The sequence below is a fragment of the Rhodoluna lacicola genome (assembly GCF_000699505.1).
In the GTDB taxonomy this organism is placed as follows: domain Bacteria; phylum Actinomycetota; class Actinomycetes; order Actinomycetales; family Microbacteriaceae; genus Rhodoluna; species Rhodoluna lacicola.
The window spans coordinates 25,271-49,276 of the sequence record NZ_CP007490.1; the positions used below are offsets into that span (position 1 = coordinate 25,271).

Sequence of the window (24,006 nt, forward strand, 5' to 3'; positions counted from 1 at the left end):
GCTTAGAGCATAAAGCCGGCGGCAAGCTCCAAAATTCCAAGGGCAGCTAGGCGCACGGTACGGCCGTCGGCTGAGTCTGCTGAGGCATCGATCTCTGTGAAGTCAACGGACTTGATTTGAGCGGCGGCTGCGGAGTTGCCCGCCGTCGCGGATTGGGCGCGGCCGGAGGCCTTGCCGATTTCAAAGCAGTAGGCACGGAACTCGTCGGCACTTAGGCCGCCCGGGGCGGCAGCCGGGCAGGCTGGCACCACGGATCGGTCACAGACATCAACATCAAAGTCCACGTGGATTGGGCCACCGGCAGCTCCGGCAACCTCAAGTGCCTCGGCAACCACGTCTGCTGCGTTTCGTGAGCGCAGCGCGGTGCGCGGAATCACGTGAATGCCAAAATCTTTTGCACGCTGTGCGTAGCTGTGTGAGTTTGAAAAATCCGCGATACCAATTTGCACGATGCGCTTGCCGTTGAGACCCGCCTCTTCAATCAGGCGACGAACCGGTGAACCATTGCTGATGCCATCGCGCAGATCGTGGTGCGCATCAAAAGTTATTAGGCCTGCGGTTGCGATGTGGTCTGCGTAAACACCCTTTGCCATTGCGTAGGTGACTGAGTTGTCACCACCTAGACCAATTGCAAGTTTGCTGCGAGTTGAAACTTGCTGCGCCAAATGCGCGGTGCGTTGTTCGCCCTCTGGTGAATCGGGGTCAACCACGTCGCCGAAGTCAGCGAATGAAAGCTGGGCAACATCTTTTTGGATGCTCCAGTTAAAAGTTGAGTAGCGCTGCAGGGCATCGCGAATTGCATTTGGAGTTAGCAGCGCGTGAGTTTTTGAAATTGAAGTTAGGTTTGCCGGAATGCCAAACAAACCAAGGTCATAGTTTGAAGTTTCGTCGGCCTCTTTCAACCACGCTGATGCGCGTGGCCAAAGTGGATCCTCGTGAACGTGATGGTTCATGAACGAAGTAACTCTGCTGCTGCGGCAAGTTCTGGCGCAAGGAATCTATCGGTGCCCATTCCTGGTACAACCTTGCGAAGTCGCGCAATCAGCTCGGCGCTAATCGGTGATGGCTGGTGCGGTGCGCGCAGCTCAACGGCGCGAGCGGCTGCGGTAAGTTCAACCGCAAGAATCATGCGCAGGTTGTCAACAACTTTGCGAAGCTTGCGACCTGCGTGCCAACCCATTGACACGTGATCTTCTTGCATTGCCGATGAAGGAATGCTGTCAACGCTGGCTGGTGCGGCAAGACGTTTGTTCTCGCTGACTAATCCCGCCTGGGTGTATTGCGCAATCATCAATCCGCTGTCGACTCCGGCATCTGCTGCTAGGAAAGGTGGCAATCCGCTGGAACGATTTTGGTCGAGCATGCGATCGGTGCGGCGCTCAGACATTGAACCAAGATCGGTTGCCGGGATCGCAAGGAAATCAAGAATGTAAGCAACCGGAGCACCGTGGAAGTTTCCGTTGCTGGTGACCTCACCATTTTCAAGAACGATTGGGTTGTCTACCGCGGCAGCAAGTTCGCGAGTGGCAACGACGGTGGCGTAATCGATTGTGTCGCGAAGTCCGCCGGTTACCTGCGGAGCACAGCGAAGCGAATAGGCGTCTTGCACCTTGCTGTCGCCAACGCGGTGCGAGGCAACGATCTCTGAGCCCTTGAGTGCCGCAAACATATTTGCCGCCGATTTGGCTTGGCCCGGGTGTGGGCGAAGTGGTTCGTGCAGTTCTGGTCTAAAGACCTGGTCTGTGCCCATTAGGCCCTCAACGCTCATGGCGGCAATCTTGTCTGCGTAGTCCACCAGGTGATTTAGGTCTGCGATGGCAAGGATGGCCATGCCGAGCATTCCATCGGTGCCATTGATAAGCGCCAGGCCCTCTTTCTCACGCAGTTCAACCGGGGTGATGCCAGCTTCGGCGAGCAGGTCGGCCACTGGGCGTTCGGTGCCCAGGGTTCCATCGGTGGCTGGGCCAAAGGCGCGGCCCTCGCCCATCAGCACCATGGCGCAGTGGGCAAGCGGGGCAAGGTCACCGCTGCAGCCCAGCGAGCCGTATTCGTGCACGTATGGGGTGATTCCGGCGTTCAAGATGTCGGCCATAGTCTGGGCAACCAGCGGGCGGGCTCCGGTGCGTCCAGAGCACAGGGTCTTTAGGCGAAGCAGCATTAGGGCACGAACGACCTCGCGCTCCACCGGCTCGCCCATTCCGGCGGCGTGGCTGCGGACCAGGGACTTTTGCAGCTGAACGCGGTCTTCGATGGCAATGTGGCGGTTGGCCAAGGCGCCGAATCCGGTTGAGATGCCGTAAACCGGAGTCTCACCGTTGGCTAGCTTTTCAATGTGCTCACGGGTGGCAGCCATGCCAGCCAGGGCCTGCTCTGAGATTTCAACGCGAGCGTTGTGGCGGGCAACATCGATCACGTCTTGCATGGTCATGCCAGCAGAGTTAATGGTGACGGTTCTCATTTTGTGACGGCCCTTCCGGCAATGTATGTCTCGCTAATCAAATTTACTCCCGGGCGGTAGGCCAGGTGAATGTAGCTAGGTGCGTTGATCACTGCAAAGTCCGCGCGAGCACCGATGGATAGATGTCCAATGTCATTTCGGCGAAGCGCCTTTGCGCCACCCATGGTTGCCGACCAAAGTGCCTCGGCCGGTGACATGCGCATTTCGCGAACCGCTAAGGCGATGCAGAACGCCATAGAAGATGTGTAGCTTGAGCCGGGGTTGCAATCAGTTGCAAGTGCCACGGTTACACCGGCATCAATTAGTTTGCGTGCGTCTGGATATTTTGAACGGGTTGAAAATTCTGCACCTGGCAAAAGTGTTGCCACGGTGTTGGAGTGGGCAAGTGCATCAATGTCTTGATTGGTTAGGTGCGTGCAGTGATCGGCCGATGCGCAATCAAGTTCAACCGCAAGTTGGATTGCACCAATGTTCTCAAGTTGGTTGGCGTGAATGCGCGGTGCAAGACCGGCGCTGATTCCGGCTTGCAAAATTTCGCGAGCTTGATCAACGTTAAACGCACCGCGATCGCAAAACACGTCAATCCATTTTGCGTGCGGAGTGGCTGCGGTAAGCATTGCGTTTTTAACGAGGTCAACGTATGCGTCGGCGCCCGCTTCAACTGAACCAAATTTTGCAACATCTTTGAATTCCTGCGGCACAACGTGCGCACCAAGAAAAGTTGTTTCGCTGGTGTGCTTTGCCGCAATCGCAAGTGAGCGTGACTCGGTTTCAACATCAAGACCGTAGCCACTCTTGGTTTCAAATGTGGTGATGCCGCTGGCATGCATTTCTGCAACTAGGCGTGCAAGGTTAGCTTCAAGTTGTGCATCGGTTGCTTCGCGAGTTGCAGCGACCGTGGTTTTGATTCCACCGGCACTGTATGACTGACCCTGCATGCGTGCAGAAAATTCTTCTGCACGATCACCGGCAAACATCAGGTGCGCGTGCGAATCAACAAAACCTGGAATTACAGTTTGCCCAGCTAAGTCAATTTGCACATCTGCTGCAGGTGAATTCTTTGACTCACCAACCCAAGCAACTTTTCCGTCTTCAACAACAATTGCGGCATCGCAAATTTCGCCCAAAAAATTTTCTGCGCTACGCGCAGCAAGCGAAACCGGGGAATCCCCCTGGCTGTTGGTAAATAAACAACCAATGTTGTTGAAGAGAGTGCTCATGTTTACTCAGTATCAAGCATCGGCACATGCACGTGCTTCTCGTGAGCAACGCGCTTGGCAATGTCGTAACCGCTGTCTACGTGACGAATAACGCCCATGCCCGGGTCGTTGGTCAGCACGCGGTTGAGCTTCTCGGCCGCTAGATCAGTACCATCGGCAACCGATACCTGACCCGCGTGAATACTGCGACCCATGCCAACACCGCCACCGTGGTGCAGCGATACCCAGCTCGCACCGGAGGCTACGTTGAGCATTGCGTTCAGGATTGGCCAGTCGGCGATTGCGTCTGAACCATCAAGCATTGCCTCTGTCTCGCGGTAAGGCGAAGCAACAGATCCACAGTCCAGGTGGTCGCGGCCGATAACGATTGGCGCGCTAACTTCGCCGCGCTTAACTAGATCGTTGAATACTGCGCCGGCCTTGTCACGCTCGCCATAACCCAACCAGCAAATTCGCGCTGGCAGACCTTGGAATTGCACGCGCTCCTGCGCCATGTTCAGCCATCGGTGTAGGTGTTTGTTGTCTGGGAAGAGTTCCATCATGGCCTGGTCTGTGCGATAGATATCTTTCTTGTCGCCAGACAGCGCAACCCAACGGAACGGGCCCTTACCTTCGCAGAACAGTGGGCGAATGTAGGCGGGTACGAAACCTGGGAATGCGAATGGGCGCTCGTAACCACCCTTGCGGGCTTCGTCGCGAATTGAGTTTCCGTAGTCAAAGACGACCGCACCTTTGTCCATGAAGCCAACCATTGCTTCAACGTGCTTTGCCATTGATTCTTGTGCGCGCTTGGTGAAGTCTTCCGGGTTGCTCACGCGGTAATCATTTGCGGTGTCAATGTCCATGCCCTCTGGAATGTAGTACAGCGGGTCATGCGCAGAAGTTTGGTCAGTGATGATGTCAATTGGTACTTCGCGCTTTAGCAGCTCGGCAAAAATTGTTGCAGCGTTACCAACTACACCCACCGATTTTGCAATGCGCGCATTCTTGTACTTGGTGACGACATCAATTGCCTGATCAAGGTTGTCGGCGATTTCATCTAGGTAGCGGTCGCGCACGCGCATCTCTAGTGAACGGCGATCAACGTCAACAATTAAACAGGTACCTTCGTTCATCGTTACCGCGAGTGGTTGTGCACCACCCATGCCACCGCAACCGCCAGTGAGAGTTAGTGTGCCCGAGAGTGTGCCACCAAAAGATTGTTCGGCGACGGCTGCGAAAGTTTCGTAGGTGCCCTGCAGAATTCCCTGAGTGCCAATGTAGATCCATGAACCCGCGGTCATCTGACCGTACATGGTTAGGCCTAGGTGTTCAAGGCGTCGGAACTCTGGCCAGTTTGCCCAGTCGCCAACCAAGTTTGAATTTGCCAGCAGCACGCGCGGTGCCCACTCGTGAGTGCGGAAAACACCAACCGGCTTACCCGACTGCACCAACATGGTTTCGTCGTTTTCAAGATTGGTGAGTGTGTTGACGATGGCATCAAAGCTCGCCCAGTTACGCGCGGCCTTTCCGCTACCGCCGTAGACAATCAGATTCTCTGGGTGCTCGGCCACTGCTGGGTCGAGGTTGTTGTGCAGCATTCGAATTGCTGCTTCTTGACCCCATCCTTTGGCGGTGAGGTTTGGCCCGGTGGCTGCGTGCAACGCTGAACGATTGATAGTTGTCATAGGTCAATAAAACTGTCTAAATCACACCGATAGAACCCTCAGAAAACTAGTAGTGTCTGAAATACGAGATTGCTGAACTACCGGCGAGACAAGGGGCCAAAGATGACCAATGTGCCTGGTGCAACCAGAGCATTGGCCATTCTGCAGGCCCTGGGCAAGGCTGGTTCGCCCATGCCAGCGGCCGCGATTGCCAAGAAACTGGGCCTACCCCGCTCCTCTACCTATCACCTGCTGGCCGCCATGGAGAAAGACGGCTTTGTGATCCACTTTCCAGAGGATCAGCGCTGGGGGCTAGGGGTATCGGCATTTGAGCTGGGCTCAGCCTATTTGCGGCACGATCCTCTGGAGCGATTGGCCCGTCCATTGCTTGCACGACTAGTTCGCGAAACCGAAAAGAAGATTCCGGCGGTTGCTCAACTTGGCATTCTGCAGAATAACGATGTCTTGTACCTGGCAAAGGAAGTTCCGCATCACCCGGTGACCATCGTTACCGAGGTGGGTGTTCGATTACCCGCACACTTGACTGCATCAGGAAAAGCGATTTTGTGTCAGCTTGATGCCAAGCAGGTGCGTGCCATGTATGGCGGAAACGTTGCGCTACCAACACGAACCGGAAAAGGTCCGGTGTCTGTCAAAGAACTCAACGTTGATTTACAAAACGCAAAACAAAAAGGTTTTAGTTTTGAAAACGGTTTTGTTACAGAGGGATTCAGCTCAATCGCTGTAGCGGTTTTGAATCATCTGCAGATGCCAGTTGCTGCAATCGGAATGACATTCAGAAATGATTCCGGCGCGGATGTGCATCAGGGATTTCTTGTGAAGCAATTACAGGCTGCCGCAACAGAATTATCTAAGCGTTTAGGTTCGCATTAATAATTTGCCTCGCAAGCGCGTAATCAAGGCGGCGACGTCGGTTGCCTTTTTTATCGTTGCCCTTGAAGGGCGCAAGGATTAGGTCGCTAGATTTTGCGCGAAGAATTTCTAGGTGCGCGTTGGCACGAACTACAAGTTCTTGAATTTGGGCATCGCTAAGTTCCGGAACGTCTAGGTAAGTCAACAAGCGAGATGAAACTTTGATGCGAGTGCGCTTGTATTCGAAATCACCGTAGATGAATTCAATGCGACGAACACCATCGTGTGAATCAACAGCACGCAAACCAATGCGACCGTTTGGATCGTTGAAAACAATTTGAATTCCTGATCTTGCGCGACCAGTACGTAGTTCAAAAATTTCATGTAGTGAACCAATTAGTGCATCGCCGTTGTAAACGCTGGCATTGCCAAGTTTGAATTCACCAAGTTGCTGAAGACCATCTGGACCAAAGCAGGCGACCACTGCCGGTGCCTCAGTGTCGGCAAATAAATCTCCCTCGATAACTGAAACCAACGCAAGCCGAGACTTATCAAAACTAGAAAGCAAAAATGTTTCTGGAATAACCGCTACGACAAAATCTGCGGCAGCTAAACATTTATCGAGCGCGATCTTGTAGAGGTTGTCATAATCACTGCCATCAAAGTAGGTGGCAACTAATCCATCAACGCCTTTGCGTTTGGCTGAGTGATTGGCCAGATAGGGCGGGTTGGTCACAATCACAGATGAGCTGGCATTGGGGATGCTCACCAGCGAGTCATTGCGAGCCCACTTGTCACCGGCGATATCGAGGCCAAAGGTGGCCACCCCAAACTCACGGCGAACCAAGTCCAGCAGGTGGCCATCGCCGGCAAAGGGGTCTAGGGCGCTGGTATTGGTAAAGAATGCCTGCGATAGAAAGGCACGGACCGGGGCATTGAGCCACGCGCCATCGGTTGTGTAGAAGGAGCCGCGGGAGACTTTATCGGGGTCAATTTCTACAAAGCGGTCGCGATCAGCCGAGACCAGCATTTGCCCGATACTTCGGGCGTTCTTTTGGCCGACCGTCCGACCGGATTCGGCCCGCTTTTCACTCATGCGACAATAGTAACCATGACTCAACACACTTCAGTAGCGACCCTGCACACAAACCACGGCGCAATCAAAATCAACCTTTTCGGCAACCACGCCCCTAAGACCGTAGCGAACTTCGAAGGTCTAGCAACTGGTGAGATCGAGTGGAAGGACCCTCGCAACGGTGCAACCCAGACCGGCAAGCCGCTATACAACGGCGTGATCTTCCACCGCATCATCCAGCAGTTCATGATTCAGGGTGGCGACCCAACCGGAACCGGAATGGGCGGCCCTGGTTACCAGTTCGGCGACGAGATTCACCCAGAACTTAACTTCAACGAGCCTTACAAGCTAGCCATGGCAAATGCGGGGCCTGGCACCAATGGTTCACAGTTCTTCATCACCACCGCAGCCACCGGTTGGTTGCTAGGCAAGCACACCATCTTTGGTGAAGTTGCCGACGAAGTTTCAAAGAAGGTAGTCGACAAGATTGAAAACGTTGACACCGATGGTCGCGACAAGCCACTTGATGACGTAATCATCGAGTCGATCACAATCGAGAAGGTCTAATTTAGGCTTCGCCTAATTAATCCCATGTTAAACATGTTCAAGCAGAGCCAGGCCCGAGTAACCCTCGGGCTGGTTTTGCTTAACGTGGTCATTTGGATTTTGCAGATCCTGCCTGGCTCGGGGCTGACTAATAAGTTGGCTTTCGTTCCGCTATCGGTGTTTATTGAACCGTGGCGAATGATTACCGCAGGCTTTGCGCACAGTGAATCAAACTTTTTGCACGTTGCGCTGAACATGTACTCGCTTTACATCTTTGGTTCAATTCTTGAACCGATGCTTGGGCGTTTGCGCTTCTTGACCGTGTGGTTGATTTCTATCTTCGGCGGATCAGTTGCGGTGATGTATTTGAACACCCCGGACACCTGGGTGATTGGTGCATCCTCTGGCGTATTTGGATTGATGGCCGCCTACTTTGTTGTTTTGCGCGCGGTGGGGGATCGCTCGCGCGGACTGGTTGGTTTGATTGCCATCAACTTGGCCTTTGGCTTCTTGATGCCTAGCGTTAGTTGGCAGGCGCACCTTGGTGGACTGCTTGCCGGTGGTGCCATGACCGCTGTTTACACAAACGCTCGGGGCTCTAAGCAGGCGCAAGTAGTTGGCGGAATCCTGGTGGCGCTGGTCTTTGTTGGGCTAACCATCTATCGAATGAACACAATGTTGGTTGGCTAAAAAGATTTCAACAGTTAGTTAGTTGCCGGCAATAAATGTCGGTGTTGGTTTCTAATTTTTTTCCATGACAAAAAATAAACTTGTTCCGCTGAAAGATGCGGTTGATGCATTCAATCTTGAGGTAGCAGCTGCGCTGGCCGAGTCAAGAATGCCCAAACCCATTTACCTCGGTGACAAATCTGAAACAGAGGCGGTACTTGTTCCCGCGGGTCTCATGGAGGAGTTGCTTGGACGGCTTGATGATGCAGATTTAGCCGACTTGATCACAGCCCGTAAATCGGCTGGTGATTCCAGGCCACTTGATGAGCTGGCCGAAAGTCTTGGGCTCGATAAGTCTGACTATCAGTAGCGCTCGCCCGCCAAGGATTAAAAGATGCACATACTTTTTGTGGATGAGAGTGGCACGGCACCGGAGCCAGCGCACGCGGAGAAGTCGCCGAAGTTTGTTTTGGGCGGGATTGTCATTTCCGAAAAGACTTGGCCAAAGCTGCGTGATGAACTTGAAATAGTCAAAAGAAAATATTCGGTTGATGGTGAAATCAAGTGGAGATATTTTCATCGCTCTCAAACGCTTCATCATGAAACGCTGGAACATTTAAGTGCAAGAAATCGTGATCGATTACGAGTTGATTTGTTTTCCATACTTAAGAGATACCCATCAGCAAAAGTAATTGCATGCGTAGTTGATCCGGTTCACGCGTATAAGCAGAATCTATTTCAGACTGCAGATGACCTCTACCACCACGCCTTTGGGTTGATAACGAAGCAGTTCGTAAGTTATCTAACTGAGTTGTCAGACAGGCACGGCCTAAATGCCAGGGGCCTCGTAGTAGCTGATAGCCGAAGCACGAGGCAGGATTCAAGACTTAGAACTTTTCATCATCTAGAAATGACAGAGGGGAAAGCTAAGGATTTTGAGATGCTTGTTGAAGGACTCTTCCTAGTGCCTTCGGATTTGAGCGTCGGAATTCAGTTTGCAGATTTGGTTGCCGGGGCAATTTTCAGGAAGCATGTCAGGCACGATAGCGAGTTCTGGGACGCCTTGGCTAGTTCGGCAATCAAAGGCATTGACACAAGTCTTTGCGCTTAAGTACTTAAAAGTAAGACGCCGTGTCTAGGTTTCCCTAGAACCTGCGAAGTCGCAGTCACGGCGTATTTATAAATTAGCAGAGGGTGCCGACAAAGTTCAACAGGGCAAAAGAAAACCGCCCCTAAGGGCGGCTTTCGAAAGTTATCGGTGTTGGACTTTACTTCCAGCGGGTTGACATCATGAAGCCAACCATTGCGATGCCAAAGCCAATCAAGATGTTCCAGTTTTCTAGGTTCCACGGGGTTCCCGCGCCTAGCGGGAACTGAGCACTGGTCACGTAATAAGTGATGATCCAGACCAAACCAAGAATCATGAAGCCGAACATAACCGGCTTGAACCAAGCTGGGTTAGGCGCGTCTTCTGCGTTGGTTGGGATAGCTTTAGGGGCTTTTGGCTTCTTTTCAGACATGAGCCAATTCTAACCTGCCGATTGGGCCGGCCGCCAAGGCCAAGGGCCGCCGGATCGCGGGCCCGGGGAACGCTGCTGCCCAGCAGGTATTCTTAAGCCCTGATGGTAAAAATCCTGGTTCTAGACAACTACGACAGCTTTGTCTACACACTCAACGGCTATCTGCAGCAGCTTGGTGCAGAAACCGATGTACTGCGCAATGACTGCGTTGCCGAGGCGGATTTGCCTGAACTTTTGGCTAAGTATGACGCGGTGCTGATTAGCCCGGGGCCTGGCACTCCGGCCGAGGCGGGCCTAAGCATTCCAGTGGTCAAGTTGGCGCTCAAGACCGGTCAGCCGGTATTTGGTGTTTGCCTAGGTCACCAGTCAATCGCAGAGGCGATGGGCGCAACCGTTACCAGTGCACCAGAGCTAATGCACGGCAAAACATCAATCGTGAATCATGATGACTCTTTGATTTTCAACGGCATTCGCCAGGGTTTCAATGCAACCCGATACCACTCGCTAGCCGTAGTTGATTCGACAGTTCCAGAAGATCTGATCGTTACCGCTCGCACCGGCAAGAGCGAGACTTCGCAGGGCGGAGTGATCATGGGATTGCAACACAAGACGCTGCCTATTTACGGAGTGCAGTTTCACCCAGAAAGTGTGCTGACCGAATCTGGTTACCAAATGCTTGGTAACTGGTTGGAGTCAATTGGCCTCAAGGGTGCCGCAGAAAAAGCCCGTGGATTATCTCCACTTGTTAATCTCACTTAATTACTGAGAACAGCCAACGTAAAGGATTACGGCCGAACCTTGGTTGGCAAGTCCCGGTGCAACTGACTGATCAACCACGATGGTTCCCTGAGCACCAGTACATTCTTCACGAGTGGTAATCGAAACCGGAAGACCAACCGCTGGCGCACTCATCGCTGCACGAGCATCACTGATGTCTAGGTTGCGAACATCAGGAACCATAACTTTTCCATTTGAAACTATTAGGTTCACCGCTGAACCCTCGGCGACCTCTGTGTTCAAGGCCGGAAGAGTTTCAATGACTTTGCCGGCGGCAACCGTTGCAGAGTTGCCCTGCGTAATTGTGCCAAGGGTGAGCTTCATGGTTGCCAAAACTCCGGCAGCTTCAGTCTCAGTAAGACCAGTCAGCGACGGAACCTTCACGGTGTTGGCACCTGCAGAAACATAAACGGTAATCACCTGACGGTCACCAACCACGGTTCCGGCAATTGGATCGGTGCGAATGATTGTGTCAACCGGAACGGTGTCACTTGGCTCCGAAGCCTTTGATACCAACAGACCCTGCGCGGTTAGTGAGCTGTAGCCATCGGTGTAGGTCTGACCAACCACGTTTGGCACACTGATTCCGCCACCTGGCTGAATGTTTAGGTTGAAGTTTCCGAATGCCACCAACCAAACCAACAAACCGATAAGCACAACTGACGCAGCCGATGCAACGGTGACAATCAATCCCTTTGATGGGCGGTTGAGTCCGTCAAGCAGCGGAGCCGGGGTTGAGCCGGTATTGGCTGGCAGGTCAACGCCAAGAGTTGAGAATGGGTTGGTTGCCGGTGTGCGCAAGTCGTTCCAGTCAGCGTTTGAACGCGGCGCTGCCTTTTCGTATCCGGTGTAATCAACCACTGTTTCTTTGACTGATGCTGCAGTCTCTTTTGCGCGACCAAAGAAAGATTTCTTTTCTTCAACCGGTTCAACAGGTGTTGCCGGTGCTGAGTGCACAACCGCGTCGGCGGCGGCAAGATCTGCAATCAAAGGTGATGCGGTTGTTGAAGGAGCTGCTGCACCAAGTAGTGCCTCAAAGTCGTCTTCGGCAACCGGCGCGCTTTCATTTGATGCACTAGGAATTACTGGTGCAGATTCCTGCGATTCCGCTGGGGTTTCGTCGAGAGTCCAAGCAGTAGTTGTTGCAGCAACTGCGTTTGGTGAAATTACCGGAGTAGAAATTGTTGCCGGTGAACCATTCGCTGCAGCAATCAGGTGCTCGCGGAATTCTTCTGCAGTTTGAAAACGCTCTTCGCGATCTTTAGCAAGACCACGCAGAACTACCGCATCAAGTTCAGGAGTAATTGACGAATCAAATTGTGACGGCGGAATCACCGCTTCTGAAACGTGCTGATAGGCAACCGATACCGCGCTCTCACCCTTGAACGGTGGACGACCGCAAAGCATTTCGTAAAGCAGAACTCCGGTTGAGTACAAATCGGTGCGAGCATCAACCTGTTCACCCTTAGCTTGCTCCGGTGAGAAATACTGAGCGGTGCCAACGATGCCAGAGGTGTGCGCCATGGTCGCTGAAGAATCTGAAATCGCGCGCGCAATACCAAAGTCCATTACCTTTACCTGGCCGGCATCGGTGATCATGATGTTTGCAGATTTGATGTCGCGGTGAATCACTCCCGCGCGGTGTGAAAATTCAAGAGCGGTTAGAACTCCGCTGGTCCACTCGATTGCTTCTTGACGAGTCAGGCGACGTTCGTGCAACAGATCACGCAGCAACTTGCCTTTGACGTACTCCATAACAATGAACGGATACTTGTGCTGGTTGCCGTATTCATCGGTGGTGATTTCTTCACCGGCATCGTAAATACGAACGATTGTTGGATGACCCATGCGCGCAGAGGCCTGGGCCTCTTGACGGAAACGAGCCTCAAAGGCCGGGTCGTTAGCAAGATCTGACTTGAGCAACTTGATGGCCACGGTGCGGCCAAGGCGAGTGTCGACACCCTCATAGACATCGGCCATCCCGCCGCGCCCAATTAGGTTTCCAACTTCGTAGCGACCGGCGATAACCCGCTGGTTTTCAGTCAATCTCTTGCTCCTTTTAGCGCAAAACGCGCGTGAACTCCCAGTCTAATCGCCCGTTTCTGGCTGTTTACTGAGAGACCGAGGGGCTAGGGGAGCCACTTGGCTCTGGCGTCGGAGTGGTTGGCTCCTGGCTTGGGGTTGGCACCTCGCCCGCAGGGACGTAGTAAATCAGAGTGACTTCAGTACCCAGGGTCAAAGTGCCCAGCGGGGTAGCGTCGTAAACGCTCATCAGGCGCGGATCGCCGTCAGGCAGCACGTCACCGGCCACGGTCTTTACCAAAAGCCCCTTGGCGCTTAGCTCGGCCGAGACCTCGGCCACATTCTTGCCCTGAACATCGGTCAGCAGCACGACTATGGGTGCACCCGATGGGTCTGGGCTGCCGGTTCCACCACTGCTAGATGGATAAGGCGACTGAGACCAGGTTGGCAGTTGCGGTTGCATTGAACCCACGATGATGGCCACGACCACCGATACCGCGGTCAACGCCAGAGCACCGATCAGCACAAACCAGGGCCAGACAATCGGCGGCTTTTGGGTTGGGTTTGTGTCGGCTGCGATTTCGAGCACCGCGGTGCGATCACTGACATCTTTTGGTTGCTGCAGCAGCTGGGTGGCCGCCGACTGACGTGGTGCGGTAGACATTAGTGACTCTGCGCGCTTGGCAAGAGCCAGTGCTGATTCCGGGCGCTGGTTGGGTTTCTTGGCCAGGCAAGACATAACCAGGTTGGCAACGCGAGGGTCAACCGACGATGGCAGTGCCGGCGGAGTCTTGTTGATCTGCGCCATTGCGATTTCCATTTGCGATTCACCGGTGAATGGCCGCTTACCGGCAAGGGCTTCGTAGGCAACGATTCCCAGTGAGTAGATATCGGTGCTTGGGGTTGCCGGTTTTCCGGTTGCTTGCTCTGGGGCAAGATATTGAACGGTGCCCATGACTTGACCGGTTGCAGTGAGGCCAACTTGATCGGCAACGCGCGCGATGCCAAAGTCGGTGATTTTTAGTTGACCGTCTGGAGTGATTAGTAAGTTACCGGGCTTTACGTCGCGGTGCACAAGACCAGCTTCGTGTGCCTCGTAAAGTGCGCGAGCAGTTTGCGCGATGATATCTAGCACGCGCTCGCTGCTTAGAGATTTTTCAACTTCAAGAATTCGCGCGAGTGAATCACCCGGCACAAGTTCCATCACCAAATATGCAGAGCCGCCGTCTTCACCGTAGTCATAAACGTTGGCGATGCCCTCGTGATTAACCATTGCTGCGTGACGTGCCTCTGTGCGAAAGCGCTCTAGGAACCCGGGGTCACCCATGTATTCCTGCTTAAGAATCTTGATTGCAACATCGCGCAGAATTACTTCGTCGTGCGCTTGCCAAACCTCACCCATACCGCCAATTGCGATTCGTGAAATTAATTTGTATCGGCCGCCATAGAGTTGACCAGCTTCTGGCTTCACTTGCGCAACACCGCCTCCATTACTTTTCTGGCAACCGGTGCAGCAAGAGAGTTACCTACTCCGCCCTGACCAATGCCACCCCCGTCAGCAATTACAACTGCAACTGCAACCTGTGGATTATCTGCAGGTGCAAAACCGGTAAACCAAAGTGTGTATGGCTCGCCTTTTCCGTTTTGCGCAGTTCCGGTCTTACCGGCCACCACAACATCTTTAATTCGCGCGTTTCCTGAAACACCACGCTGCACTGCGCCAATCATCATTTCCTTAACCGCCTGTGCTGATTCTTTTGACAGTGGCTGAGAGAAAATATCCGGTTGCGGCTGTGCAATCACGGCAAGGCTTGATGACAAAACATTTTCAACCAGGTTCGGCTTCATCAGCACACCCTGGTTGGCAACGGCGGCAGAGACCATGGCCATTTGCAGTGGGTTGCTGCGAACGTCGTACTGACCAAATGACGAAAGGCCAACCTGCGCGTCATCCATGTTTTCTGGGTAAACGCTGGCGGTTGAGGTCATTGGGTAGCTGACCTTTTTACCAAAGCCAAACAGCTCTGCCTGCTTGCGAATGGTGTCTTGGCCAAGAGCGATACCCAGCTGGGCCATCGGCACGTTGCAAGAAAAACGCAGCGCATCGGCGATTGAAACCGTTGGCTTGCCACCGCACTTGCCCTCGCCAGAGTTCTGCACAAAAACATTTGTGCCCGGCAGTTGGAACTTGGGTGGGTTAGGGAAAGTTGAGTCTTTGGTGTGCTTGCCTGACTCAACCGCCGCTGCAGCCATGATCACTTTGAAAACAGAACCCGGTGCATAAAGTTCATTGGCCGCGCGATTAAGCAGTGGACCATCTTTGTCGTTGAGTAACTTGGCATAGTTCTCGTTTGATTGCACACCGCTATGCACGGCAAGCAAGTTTGCATCAAAGCCAGGCTTTGAAACTAACGCCAGAATATTTCCGGTCTTTGGATCAAGTGCAACAACGGCACCCTTCATCTTTCCCATTGCATCCCAGGCAGCTTTTTGCACCACCGGATCAATGGTCAACTCAACTGACGCACCTTGCACCGGATTACCTGAAAGCAGCGCAGAGATTTGCTCAAAGAATTGCGAAGAGTTTTTACCGGTTAGGTATGAACCCATTGACGATTCAATTCCGGTTGAACCCTGATACAAACTAAAGAACCCGGTAACCGATGAATACATCGGACTCTTGTACACGCGCAGATATTGGTAGACATCGTCACTGCGAACTGATTCGGCAATTGGCTCTCCGTTTACCAAGATCGCACCGCGTTGTGTTTTGTATGAGTCATAGGCGCTGCGCACGTTGCGTTGATCTTGCGCAAGAGAATCAGCAGCAAAAATCTGAATCGTGGTGCTGGCAATGAACAAACTTAGGAACATTACAAAGATGACCAGGCTGACTCGCTTGAGTTCGCGATTCATTACCTCACCCCACTTGAAATGGTTGTGGGCTCGGAAAAGTTTTCACCGTTGCCGATGCTGTCTGAAATTCTGAGCAGCACACCAACGATGATCCAGTTGGCTAGCAATGACGAACCACCGGCGGCAAGCAGCGGGGTAGTCAGACCGGTTAGTGGAACCACGCGAGTCACACCACCAATCACGATGAAGCACTGCAGCGCGATTACAAAGCTCAGGCCGGTGGCAAGCAGCTTAGAGAAATCATCGGGGTGATTGAAACCAATGCGCATGCCGCGTGAAACGAATAGTAGGTAGAGGGTCAAGATGGCGAACATGCCAACCAGGCCAAGTTCTTCGCCGAGTGAGGCAATGATGAAGTCCGATTCGGCCAGCGGAACCAGGTGCGGAATGCCGCCGCCCAGGCCGGTGCCCAGCAGGTTGCCGTGGGCCAGGCCAAAGATTCCCTGGGCCAACTGGTAGCTGCCGCCAACCGCATCGTAGTTTGCCTGGTCAAAAGGGTTGAGCCAGGAATCGATACGGCCACTCACGTAGCCCATTAGTCGGCTGGCCACCAGGGCCCCGGTGAGGAACATGGTTAGACCAACCACCACGTAGATGGCGCGGCCGGTGGCCACGTAAACCAGCACTATAAATAGGCCAAAGTAAAGCAGTGAGGTACCAAGATCGCGCTGGAGCACCAAAACGATCAAGCTGGCGGCCCAGATCACCAGGATTGGGCCCAGTTCGCGGGCGCGAGGGATGCGCATGCCCAAAATCTTGCGGCCGGTCAGGGCCAGGGATTCGCGCCGGGTCACCAGGTAGCCGGCAAAGAACACGGTCAGCGCAATCTTGGCCAGCTCGCCGGGCTGGAAGGTAAACGGGCCAATGCCAATCCAGAGGCGGGCACCGTTAATGCTGCGGCCAATTAGCGGAAGGTTTGGCGCAAGCAGCAGCGCGATACCGATCAGCATTGATACGTAAACGTAGCGGCGCAGGAACAAATGGCTTGGCACGTAAATGATCACGAGAGCCGCCACGGTCATTGCCACCATGGTCCAAATAATTTGCCTGCTACCAAATTGTTCTGGATTGTCGTTGGCAATTGCACCAAGATCCAGTCGATAAATCATCGATAGCCCAAGCGTGTTAAGAATCACGGCGATCGGCAAAATCATTGGGTCAGCCTCGCTGGCGCGACGACGCAAGATGTAGTGAATCGCAAAACTAAACAGCGTTGGTGGTAACCAGTAGAAGAAAAGTTCTGTAGTTAGAACCTTCAACACCGATAGTTGCACCTGAGCCAACTCGTAGGCGTAAATTCCAGATGCGAAGAACAACAGTAGGAATTCGATGTTTCGATTGCGCGGAATTACCCGAACGATTTTAGGAATCGTGATGCTTGAGGTATCGGTCATTTATTTGAACCTTCCTCAAGAAGTTTCACAATTCGATTGGCATCTTCAAGTGATTCGGCGCTGATCGTGCGCTGCACCAAATTCAACTGGTAACTGTTTAGGTCATCAACAATCAATGTGGTGTCTTTATAAGGTGATGACAACATCAACGGGCCAAGTGATTCTTTGATGCCTTGGAAAATATAGACCTTGTCGTTTTGCAAACCAATGTAGTAACGAGTTTGGGTGTAGTCGTATGCCCAGCGCACGCCAAGCACCGCGATTGCAATAAGCGTCAAGATAGTCACCATCTGACGAACGCGGCGCCACCAAATGCGGCGCTTAGTTTCGCGCAAGAATTTTTCTAGGTAGTCATCGGCACCCGGCAGGTAACTTTCGGCATCGTCAACTTTGCGCAGCAGATCAAATAGGTTGAGCGGGTTAAGAATCTTTAGAGTGCGGCGACCCTTAGCTTCTTCAATTACAACTTCGTTTGCTGCGGAACCCACAAAGCGCGCGGTTGGTTCAAAGTCTGTTTGCAGGCCGGCGTCAAGAACATCAACCACAACCACGGTCACGTTGTCAGGAGCACCAAACTCCAAAGCTTCGCCAACCAGTAACTCGGTGGCTTCTTTTGAATCCATTTTGCTAAGCAGAATGCGCTCGGCAATTTCATCTGGCACCACCCCGGAAAGCCCGTCAGAACAAAGCAACCAGCGGTCGCCCGGCTTTGCATCCATTGAGAAGGTGTCAACATCTGGGAACTCTTCAACGTCACCAAGCACGCGCATCAACACCGAGCGACGCGGGTGAACCAGTGCTTCCTCGGCGGTGATGCGGCCGGTTTCAACGAGTCGCTGTACGAAGGTGTGGTCGCTGGTTACCTGCGAAACTTCGCCTTCACGCGCAAGATAAATTCTTGAGTCACCAATGTGACCCACGGTCACGCGATCGCCGGTGAAAACAATTCCACTGAAGGTGGTGCCCAGACCAGAAAGTTCTGGGTGTTGCTGCGCGGTTGTTCCAAGTAGTGCGTTGGCTTCCCAGATCACGTCGATGAGAGCCTTGGTTGCCTCTTCTGTTGAATCGTAAACCCGATCAACCTTGGCAACTTTTTGCGTGGTTAGTGCGGATGCAATGTCGCCACCGGCGTGACCACCCATGCCGTCGGCTACGAAGAATAAGTTGTAACCGGCGTAACCAGAGTCTTGATTGCTCGCGCGAATCCGACCAATGTCGGATGCCGCAAAGCTAACAGTCTTGATTGCCAATTAGTAGACCTTAGGCTCGCAACTCAAAAACTGTTTTGCCAACTCGAACCGGAGTGTTTAGTTTTACCACCGCTGGTGTGCCAACTCTTGAACCGTCAAGGAAAGTTCCGTTGGTTGAGTTGAGGTCTTGAATCAACCAGTCGTTGTTAATCAAAACAAGTTTTGCGTGATGGGTTGAGGCAAATTCGTCGTCAACAATTAGATCTGAATCTTCCGCCCGGCCTATGGTTAGCTCGCGACGATCAAGTGCAATGTTGTGTCCGGTTCTGTCGCCTTCAACAATTACCAATTTGGTTGCGTTGCTGCCGGTTGGTTCCATGACCAGTGAGCCCGGTGCGTTTGGTGCGATGGGTGCAGAGACAACCTTTGGTGCGTTTGCCGATGCTACGCGGCTGATAACTTTTTGACCAAACAAGTCGGCGCGAATTACAGAGATGATGCTGAAGATGAAAATCCAAAGCACCACAACAAAACCGGTGCGCACAAGAAAGAGTGCTAACTCGCTCATTCAGTGACCGCCATATCGTTGTTGATGGTTCGCGCAACTACTTTGAACACAAAGGTATTGGTGCCAGCTTGAATTTGAGTGTCACCCTGAATTGCGACTTCGCTGATTGGTCGCCCGGCGATGCGAGTGCCGTTGGTGCTTTTTAGATCTTTGGCTGCCGCGTTGCGACCATCCCAGATGATGGCAAAGTGCTGGCGACTGAGCCCTGTGTCTTGAATCTGAATATCGGCGCTCACATCTCGGCCAATGGTGGTCTGCCCAAGTTTCAAGATGAACCGCTGGCCGTTGACCTCCAGGGTCGGTAGCCACTCGATTTCGTGGTTTTGGGTGTTTGAACGCACCGATACCTGGCCCAGGTTCAGGCTGGAATCCTCAATCAGCTTGATGGCTAGGGCTGCTCCGAACTGAAAACCCTGCTTTTTAGCGTGTTTTGTGGCCAAATCCGTCAATTCGGTGATCAAAGAGTCGCCCAGGGCCGCCATCCGCTTGAAATCGGGAGTGGAAAGGCTCACGGTGAAGGTATTTGGGGCCAAAATCCGGTCTCGGCTGAGAATTGAGGCTTTTGAGTCCATTTCGGCACGAATGTGGCCGCTGATTTCAACCGGCTGGAGCTCGGACTTGAAGGTTTTGGTGAAAGCGCCGTTGACGACTCTTTCCAATCCCTTTTCGAAGTTATCCAAGAAGCCCATTGGAAAAGTTTACTTCCCGATACCTCTTATAAACCTTTCTGAGAGGTCGCTGAAAGCCATCGGTGTTTTCTGGCAGTTCGCTGGCAGGTGTCGCAGAGGTCGCTGAGTTTTCCGACCTGAGTTTGCGAATTTCAATAAATTCAAAGAGTTCCGATTTTCTCCTAATCAGAACTCAAACAAAGGATTATGAAATGACTAAGAACTTCAAGCGCAGCGCAATCGTTGCAGCTTCAGCGGCGACAGTATTGTCACTTGCTGTAGCAACCCCGTCTTTTGCTCACCAGGGTGTTGGTTCAAAATCTTCAACCAGCGAGACCCGTGTGGCACCAGTTGCTCACACAGAGGCAACTCTTCCGGTAACAATCACCGATATTCCAGCAACAGTCACTCAGATCGGCAAGATCACCAAGGGTGCCAAGTTTGTTGCTTATGCACTAGCTGCAGATGCAACTGCAATTCCAGCGACTCAGCCAACCACCGGTGGAAAGCCAGCAAAGGTTGAGGCAAACATTTCTTCAAACAGCACAGTTTCATACGCACTAGAAATTCACGTTCCAGTAACAGCTGGCACCACCAAGTTTGCGGTTTACAACGCGGCTGGAGTTGGCGCATTTGTGACCGTGACCGTTGATGCCGCTGGTGTGGCAACCGCAACTACTTCTGCAGCACTAACCGCCGCCTACGTTGAACCAACCAAGCCAGCGCTAGGTGAAGGAAAGGGCTTCAAAGGTGAGCGCGGTTTCAAAAAAGGCCACCGTCGTTAAGAATTAAAAGCTTCACAAGCGATTCCTCTCTCCAATAGATAAAAAGCAAGAATCCCCCACCATTGTGCCGGTGGGGGATTCTTGTTTAAGTTTCTTAACCTACTTGTTCCAGGTTGCGCTTTCCGCGAGTGTGAGTTGGTTTGTGCTCGGTGTGCTTAGGGTCTGAGTAGCAGCTATCGCAAAGCAAAATTAGATCTTTGCAACCCAGGTGTGAACAGTTGCGGAAGGCATTGGTTGCACCGCCGCAGCCCTCGCACTCTCCAATAACTTTGGCTTCATCGCTGAAGTCCTGAACCATTCGGTCGTCAAAGATGTAGAGCGAGCCCTCCCAAAGACCAGAGTCCTTGAACTTCTCGCCATAGCGAACGATTCCGCCGTCGATTTGGTACACCTCTTTAAAGCCACGGTTAATCATCACCGCAGACAAGATCTCGCAACGAATACCGCCGGTGCAGTAGGTCACGATTGGCTTGTCTTTCAGGTGGTCGTACTTGCCGCTCTCTAGCTCGGCAACAAAGTCGTGTGAGGTCTGAACATCAGGCACGATCGCGTTCTTGAACTTGCCAATCCTGGCTTCAAAGGCATTCCGGCCGTCAAAGAAGACGACCTCATCACCGCGCTCTTCAACCAGCTTGTTTACGGCCGCAGGCTTGAGGTGCTTGCCACCGTTGGTGATGCCAGACTTCTCTACCTTGATTTCATCGGGGGCAGTAAAGGCAACGAGCTCGGCACGATTCTTCACCGATAGGCGAGGAAAGTCATTGCCGGTCCCGTCAGACCACTTGAAGTCAATCTTGCCGAAACCTGGGAACTCCTTGGTTGCACGTACGTACTTCTTAAGGTCAGACATGTTGCCACCCAGGGTGCCGTTGATGCCGTGCTTAGAAACGATGATGCGACCCTTTAGATTCAGCGACTCACACAGAGTCTTCTGCCAAAGCTTTAAGGCAATAGGGTCGGCAACCGGCGCAAAGCCGTAGTACAAGATGATTTTTTGGAGCTCCATAAGCCCAATTCTACCGATGGGCTGTGTGGCGGGCTAGCCCTGGTTGTTAGGCCGGGCAGCCGAACGTCCGCCATAGGTCAGCGATTTAGGATTGTGAGATGAGCATGAAGCCAGGCATTGAAGAAACCTCTTTTGACCACTCGATTCGCGTGCAGGACGACCTATTTAGGCACGTAAACGGCACCTGGTTCAAAGAAACCCAGATTCCAGAGGACAAGAGCATGTATGGCTCGTTCCACATGCTGGCTGATGATGCCGAAGCCGCGGTCAAAGAGATCTTGCTGCAGGCTGCCGAATCAGCAGGTTCGGGCAAGGCCCCGGCCGGCAGCCCAGAGCAGCAAATCGGTGATCTGTATGCCTCTTTTATGGACGAGGCTCGCGCCAACGAACTTGGTGCCGCCCCGATAGCCGCCGAACTCAAGTTGATTGAGCACATCACCACTCTCGACGAAGCCACCAAGCTGATGGGCGAGTTCTCGAAGGCGGGCATCGGTGGGCTGTTTGGTTCATACGTAGACAACGATCCGGGCAATCCAAACCGCTACCTGGTGAATCTGTACCACGGCGGCATCGGCCTGCCCGATGAGGCTTACTATCGCGAAGAAAAGCACCAGGAAATTCGCGATGCCTACGTGCCGCACATTGCTCAGATGCTTTCGCTCGCCGGGTGGTCAAACACCGATGCCGAAGCAGCCGCACACAAGATCTTTGAGTTCGAAACCGCGCTCGCCGCAGTGCACTGGAACAACGTTGATTCTCGCGATGCGGAAAAGACTTACAACCTGGTTGCCTTTGACGACTTGCAAGCGACAACCAAAACTTTTGACTGGTCGCTTTGGTTGGCCGGTGCGCAACTTGAGCGCAAGGTTCTTGAAGAGTCTGTTGTGATGATGCCTTCGTTCTTTGAAGGACTTGAAAATATTTACAAGCAAGAGAACCTTGAGACCATCAAACTGTGGATGGCCTGGAAAGTCATTGGCTCAGCCGCAAGTTTGTTGAGCGATGATTTTGTAAATGAACGCTTTGCGTTTTATGGCACCAAGTTGACCGGTGCTCCGGTTAATCGCGCTCGTTGGAAGCGCGCGGTATCACTGGTCGAAGGATCGCTTGGTGAACTCATCGGAAAAATCTATGTTGAAAAACATTTCCCAATGGAAGCCAAGCACCGCATGGATGAACTTGTTGGTTACTTGATTGAGGCTTACCGTCAAAGCATTCTTGAACTTGACTGGATGAGCGAAGAAACCAGACAGAAGGCGTTGGTGAAACTGGATAAGTTCACACCAAAGATTGGTTTTCCAGATAAGTGGAAAGACTATTCGTCACTTGTGATTAAACGCGATGATTTGGTGGGCAACGTGCGCCGAGCAAACGCATTTGAACACGAACGCGAAGCGGCAAAGATTGGTGCACCGCTAGATCGCGACGAATGGTTTATGACTCCGCAAACCGTGAACGCGTATTACAACCCGGGCTTCAACGAGATTGTTTTTCCGGCGGCAATTTTGCAGCCACCGTTTTTCTCGCTAGAAAATGATGATGCGATTAACTTTGGCGCTATCGGTGCTGTGATTGGTCACGAGATTGGTCACGGTTTTGACGACCAGGGCTCAAAGTATGACGGTGACGGCGCGCTGCAATCATGGTGGACCGATGCCGACCGCGCCGCATTTGAAAAGCGCACCAAGAAGTTGATTGATCAGTACAACCAGCTTTCGCCGGCGCAACTTGGTGACGAGCACAAGGTGAACGGTGAGCTGACCATCGGCGAGAACATTGGTGACCTAGGCGGACTTGGCATTGCCTACAAGGCATACCTGCTGTCTCTAAAGGGTGCCGAAGCTCCGGTGATTGACGGCCGCACTGCCGCGCAAAGATTCTTTATTGCGTGGAGTCAGTCTTGGCGTGCGATTGGTCGCGACGAAATGGTCTTGCAGCGTCTGGCCACAGACCCGCACTCGCCCGCCGAGTTCCGTTGCAATCAGATCGTGCGAAACATCGATGTTTTTTATGAGGCATTCAACGTTCAGCCTGGCGACAAGCTGTGGCTTGACCCGGAAGAGCGAGTGGTGATCTGGTAAATGAATCTCTGGCTACGTCTGCTTTACGAAAAACTCACCTGGCGCCTGCGCACTAGGGAATCTTGGCTGGCGGTTGGGCGCCGCACCTATCGGGTTTGGCCATCGGATCTAGACGTCTTCAACCACATGAACAACGGTGTCTACCTAACCCTGATGGATCTGAGCCGCTACGACCTTGGCCTGCGCTCTGGTATTTGGCAAAAGTGGAACAAGCTGGGTTGGTATCCGGTGGTGGTTGCCTCAACAATTACCTTTAGAAAATCGCTGATGCCGTGGCAATCTTTTGACATTGAATCAAAGGTCATCGGCTGGGATGATCAGGCCTTCTATTTTGAGCAGAGATTTGTAGTTGCCGACGAGATTTACAGCAAGGCAATCGTGCGAATTCGTTTTCTAAAGCGCAAGCGTGGAATTTTGACACCGATGGAAGTTCTTGAGGGCACCGGTGGCTGGGATGGAACCAGACCAGAGTTGCCTCAGTGGGTTAAGGATTGGTCAGTGAGTGCTTCGCTACCTAAGGGTAAAGAGGCAGCGCCAAATATTTGGTAGAGCCAACATTTTGGCTCTACTGCAAATATTTTTAATAAAAAGC

The 24,006-nt window shown here is 52.7% G+C and carries 23 protein-coding genes; 9 read left to right on the plus strand and 14 right to left on the minus strand.

The annotated features are described in order from the left end of the window. Positions 1-2 precede the first annotated feature (2 nt). From RHOLA_RS00135 to hutU, 4 genes are read right to left on the minus strand one after another with little or no spacing between them, the layout of a single operon-like run. Positions 3-953: an arginase family protein gene (locus RHOLA_RS00135; protein WP_038501501.1), complete on the minus strand. Its 951-nt coding sequence runs from the start codon at positions 951-953 to the stop codon at positions 3-5. Beyond that, positions 950-2,458: a histidine ammonia-lyase gene (gene hutH, locus RHOLA_RS00140; RefSeq protein WP_038501503.1), complete on the minus strand. Its 1,509-nt coding sequence runs from the start codon at positions 2,456-2,458 to the stop codon at positions 950-952. Before hutH ends, RHOLA_RS00135 begins: the two co-directional genes overlap by 4 nt. Continuing rightward, entirely contained in the window at positions 2,455-3,678 is a 1,224-nt protein-coding gene (gene hutI / locus RHOLA_RS00145) for an imidazolonepropionase (RefSeq protein WP_038501505.1), read from the minus strand. The genes hutH and hutI overlap by 4 nt, the downstream gene beginning before the upstream one ends. A 2-nt stretch (positions 3,679-3,680) precedes the next feature. Next, entirely contained in the window at positions 3,681-5,345 is a 1,665-nt protein-coding gene (gene hutU / locus RHOLA_RS00150; protein WP_038501507.1) for a urocanate hydratase, read from the minus strand. Between the two features lie 102 nt (positions 5,346-5,447). Between hutU and RHOLA_RS00155 the strand changes: the two genes are divergently transcribed. Next, positions 5,448-6,218: an IclR family transcriptional regulator gene (locus RHOLA_RS00155; protein ID WP_038501509.1), complete on the plus strand. Its 771-nt coding sequence runs from the start codon at positions 5,448-5,450 to the stop codon at positions 6,216-6,218. Here RHOLA_RS00155 and RHOLA_RS00160 read toward each other — a convergent pair. Next, positions 6,196-7,293, minus strand: coding sequence for a hypothetical protein (locus tag RHOLA_RS00160; RefSeq protein WP_144239006.1), 1,098 nt, complete (start codon positions 7,291-7,293; stop codon positions 6,196-6,198). The two genes, RHOLA_RS00155 and RHOLA_RS00160, sit on opposite strands and share 23 nt — an antisense overlap. 15 nt (positions 7,294-7,308) lie before the next feature. On the opposite strand from RHOLA_RS00160, the gene RHOLA_RS00165 reads away from it, so the two are divergent. The 4 genes from RHOLA_RS00165 to RHOLA_RS00180 all read left to right on the plus strand — a co-directional run bounded on the left by RHOLA_RS00165 (position 7,309) and on the right by RHOLA_RS00180 (position 9,598). Further along, a complete protein-coding gene (locus tag RHOLA_RS00165; RefSeq protein WP_038503493.1) occupies positions 7,309-7,839 on the plus strand; it encodes a peptidylprolyl isomerase in 531 nt (176 codons plus the stop codon). 33 nt (positions 7,840-7,872) lie between these two features. Further along, complete coding sequence (locus RHOLA_RS00170) at positions 7,873-8,508, plus strand: rhomboid family intramembrane serine protease (protein WP_038501513.1); 636 nt, start codon at positions 7,873-7,875, stop codon at positions 8,506-8,508. Between the two features lie 64 nt (positions 8,509-8,572). Continuing rightward, a complete protein-coding gene (locus RHOLA_RS07380) occupies positions 8,573-8,857 on the plus strand; it encodes a hypothetical protein (protein WP_038501515.1) in 285 nt (94 codons plus the stop codon). A gap of 24 nt (positions 8,858-8,881) precedes the next feature. After that, on the plus strand, positions 8,882-9,598 hold the full coding sequence (locus tag RHOLA_RS00180; protein WP_051636118.1) for a DUF3800 domain-containing protein: 717 nt from the start codon (positions 8,882-8,884) through the stop codon (positions 9,596-9,598). A 157-nt stretch (positions 9,599-9,755) separates the two neighbouring features. Here the strand turns inward: RHOLA_RS00180 and RHOLA_RS00185 are convergent, their stop codons facing one another. Continuing rightward, complete coding sequence (locus tag RHOLA_RS00185) at positions 9,756-10,007, minus strand: cell division protein CrgA (RefSeq protein ID WP_038501517.1); 252 nt, start codon at positions 10,005-10,007, stop codon at positions 9,756-9,758. Between the two features lie 102 nt (positions 10,008-10,109). On the opposite strand from RHOLA_RS00185, the gene RHOLA_RS00190 reads away from it, so the two are divergent. Continuing rightward, positions 10,110-10,766 (plus strand): anthranilate synthase component II, encoded by a 657-nt coding sequence (locus RHOLA_RS00190; protein ID WP_038501519.1) that lies wholly within the window; start codon positions 10,110-10,112, stop codon positions 10,764-10,766. Here the strand turns inward: RHOLA_RS00190 and RHOLA_RS00195 are convergent, their stop codons facing one another. The 7 genes from RHOLA_RS00195 to RHOLA_RS00225 all read right to left on the minus strand — a co-directional run bounded on the left by RHOLA_RS00195 (position 10,767) and on the right by RHOLA_RS00225 (position 19,563). Further along, positions 10,767-12,830: a protein kinase domain-containing protein gene (locus RHOLA_RS00195; protein ID WP_051636119.1), complete on the minus strand. Its 2,064-nt coding sequence runs from the start codon at positions 12,828-12,830 to the stop codon at positions 10,767-10,769. It lies immediately after the preceding gene. Positions 12,831-12,894: 64 nt separating this feature from the next. After that, on the minus strand, positions 12,895-14,277 hold the full coding sequence (locus RHOLA_RS00200; RefSeq protein WP_051636120.1) for a serine/threonine-protein kinase: 1,383 nt from the start codon (positions 14,275-14,277) through the stop codon (positions 12,895-12,897). Continuing rightward, positions 14,274-15,722, minus strand: a complete 1,449-nt coding sequence (locus RHOLA_RS00205; RefSeq protein ID WP_038501521.1) for a peptidoglycan D,D-transpeptidase FtsI family protein — start codon at positions 15,720-15,722, stop codon at positions 14,274-14,276. The genes RHOLA_RS00200 and RHOLA_RS00205 overlap by 4 nt, the downstream gene beginning before the upstream one ends. Next, positions 15,722-17,116: an FtsW/RodA/SpoVE family cell cycle protein gene (locus RHOLA_RS00210; RefSeq protein WP_051636121.1), complete on the minus strand. Its 1,395-nt coding sequence runs from the start codon at positions 17,114-17,116 to the stop codon at positions 15,722-15,724. Before RHOLA_RS00210 ends, RHOLA_RS00205 begins: the two co-directional genes overlap by 1 nt. Next, on the minus strand, positions 17,113-18,366 hold the full coding sequence (locus tag RHOLA_RS00215; protein WP_051636122.1) for a PP2C family protein-serine/threonine phosphatase: 1,254 nt from the start codon (positions 18,364-18,366) through the stop codon (positions 17,113-17,115). Before RHOLA_RS00215 ends, RHOLA_RS00210 begins: the two co-directional genes overlap by 4 nt. Positions 18,367-18,376: 10 nt before the next feature. Further along, positions 18,377-18,874 carry an FHA domain-containing protein FhaB/FipA gene (locus tag RHOLA_RS00220; protein WP_038501524.1) on the minus strand — a complete coding sequence of 166 codons (498 nt, stop codon included), beginning with the start codon at positions 18,872-18,874 and terminating at the stop codon, positions 18,377-18,379. Continuing rightward, the gene (locus tag RHOLA_RS00225) at positions 18,871-19,563 is read right to left on the minus strand and encodes an FhaA domain-containing protein (RefSeq protein WP_038501525.1); all 693 of its coding nucleotides are present in this window, start codon (positions 19,561-19,563) and stop codon (positions 18,871-18,873) included. The genes RHOLA_RS00220 and RHOLA_RS00225 overlap by 4 nt, the downstream gene beginning before the upstream one ends. Before the next feature lie 191 nt (positions 19,564-19,754). Between RHOLA_RS00225 and RHOLA_RS00230 the strand changes: the two genes are divergently transcribed. Continuing rightward, complete coding sequence (locus tag RHOLA_RS00230; RefSeq protein ID WP_144239007.1) at positions 19,755-20,327, plus strand: hypothetical protein; 573 nt, start codon at positions 19,755-19,757, stop codon at positions 20,325-20,327. A 94-nt stretch (positions 20,328-20,421) separates the two neighbouring features. On the opposite strand, the gene trhO is transcribed toward RHOLA_RS00230, so the two are convergent. After that, entirely contained in the window at positions 20,422-21,333 is a 912-nt protein-coding gene (gene trhO / locus RHOLA_RS00235) for an oxygen-dependent tRNA uridine(34) hydroxylase TrhO (RefSeq protein WP_038501530.1), read from the minus strand. Positions 21,334-21,431: 98 nt separating this feature from the next. Here trhO and RHOLA_RS00240 point away from each other — a divergent pair, with 98 nt between their 5' ends. Then, complete coding sequence (locus tag RHOLA_RS00240) at positions 21,432-23,414, plus strand: M13 family metallopeptidase (protein WP_038501532.1); 1,983 nt, start codon at positions 21,432-21,434, stop codon at positions 23,412-23,414. Further along, entirely contained in the window at positions 23,415-23,963 is a 549-nt protein-coding gene (locus tag RHOLA_RS00245; RefSeq protein ID WP_038501534.1) for a thioesterase family protein, read from the plus strand. Positions 23,964-24,006: the final 43 nt, after the last annotated feature.

What these genes read in the sequence shown, in the direction of transcription:
- RHOLA_RS00135 (WP_038501501.1), bottom strand. Translation starts at nt 953, where the DNA reads ATGAACCATCACGTTCACGAGGATCCACTTTGGCCACGCGCATCAGCG.
- hutH (WP_038501503.1), bottom strand. Translation starts at nt 2,458, where the DNA reads ATGAGAACCGTCACCATTAACTCTGCTGGCATGACCATGCAAGACGTG.
- hutI (WP_038501505.1), bottom strand. Translation starts at nt 3,678, where the DNA reads ATGAGCACTCTCTTCAACAACATTGGTTGTTTATTTACCAACAGCCAG.
- hutU (WP_038501507.1), bottom strand. Translation starts at nt 5,345, where the DNA reads ATGACAACTATCAATCGTTCAGCGTTGCACGCAGCCACCGGGCCAAAC.
- RHOLA_RS00155 (WP_038501509.1), top strand. Translation starts at nt 5,448, where the DNA reads ATGACCAATGTGCCTGGTGCAACCAGAGCATTGGCCATTCTGCAGGCC.
- RHOLA_RS00160 (WP_144239006.1), bottom strand. Translation starts at nt 7,293, where the DNA reads ATGAGTGAAAAGCGGGCCGAATCCGGTCGGACGGTCGGCCAAAAGAAC.
- RHOLA_RS00165 (WP_038503493.1), top strand. Translation starts at nt 7,309, where the DNA reads ATGACTCAACACACTTCAGTAGCGACCCTGCACACAAACCACGGCGCA.
- RHOLA_RS00170 (WP_038501513.1), top strand. Translation starts at nt 7,873, where the DNA reads ATGTTCAAGCAGAGCCAGGCCCGAGTAACCCTCGGGCTGGTTTTGCTT.
- RHOLA_RS07380 (WP_038501515.1), top strand. Translation starts at nt 8,573, where the DNA reads ATGACAAAAAATAAACTTGTTCCGCTGAAAGATGCGGTTGATGCATTC.
- RHOLA_RS00180 (WP_051636118.1), top strand. Translation starts at nt 8,882, where the DNA reads ATGCACATACTTTTTGTGGATGAGAGTGGCACGGCACCGGAGCCAGCG.
- RHOLA_RS00185 (WP_038501517.1), bottom strand. Translation starts at nt 10,007, where the DNA reads ATGTCTGAAAAGAAGCCAAAAGCCCCTAAAGCTATCCCAACCAACGCA.
- RHOLA_RS00190 (WP_038501519.1), top strand. Translation starts at nt 10,110, where the DNA reads ATGGTAAAAATCCTGGTTCTAGACAACTACGACAGCTTTGTCTACACA.
- RHOLA_RS00205 (WP_038501521.1), bottom strand. Translation starts at nt 15,722, where the DNA reads ATGAATCGCGAACTCAAGCGAGTCAGCCTGGTCATCTTTGTAATGTTC.
- RHOLA_RS00210 (WP_051636121.1), bottom strand. Translation starts at nt 17,116, where the DNA reads ATGACCGATACCTCAAGCATCACGATTCCTAAAATCGTTCGGGTAATT.
- RHOLA_RS00220 (WP_038501524.1), bottom strand. Translation starts at nt 18,874, where the DNA reads ATGAGCGAGTTAGCACTCTTTCTTGTGCGCACCGGTTTTGTTGTGGTG.
- RHOLA_RS00225 (WP_038501525.1), bottom strand. Translation starts at nt 19,563, where the DNA reads ATGGGCTTCTTGGATAACTTCGAAAAGGGATTGGAAAGAGTCGTCAAC.
- RHOLA_RS00230 (WP_144239007.1), top strand. Translation starts at nt 19,755, where the DNA reads ATGACTAAGAACTTCAAGCGCAGCGCAATCGTTGCAGCTTCAGCGGCG.
- trhO (WP_038501530.1), bottom strand. Translation starts at nt 21,333, where the DNA reads ATGGAGCTCCAAAAAATCATCTTGTACTACGGCTTTGCGCCGGTTGCC.
- RHOLA_RS00240 (WP_038501532.1), top strand. Translation starts at nt 21,432, where the DNA reads ATGAGCATGAAGCCAGGCATTGAAGAAACCTCTTTTGACCACTCGATT.
- RHOLA_RS00245 (WP_038501534.1), top strand. Translation starts at nt 23,415, where the DNA reads ATGAATCTCTGGCTACGTCTGCTTTACGAAAAACTCACCTGGCGCCTG.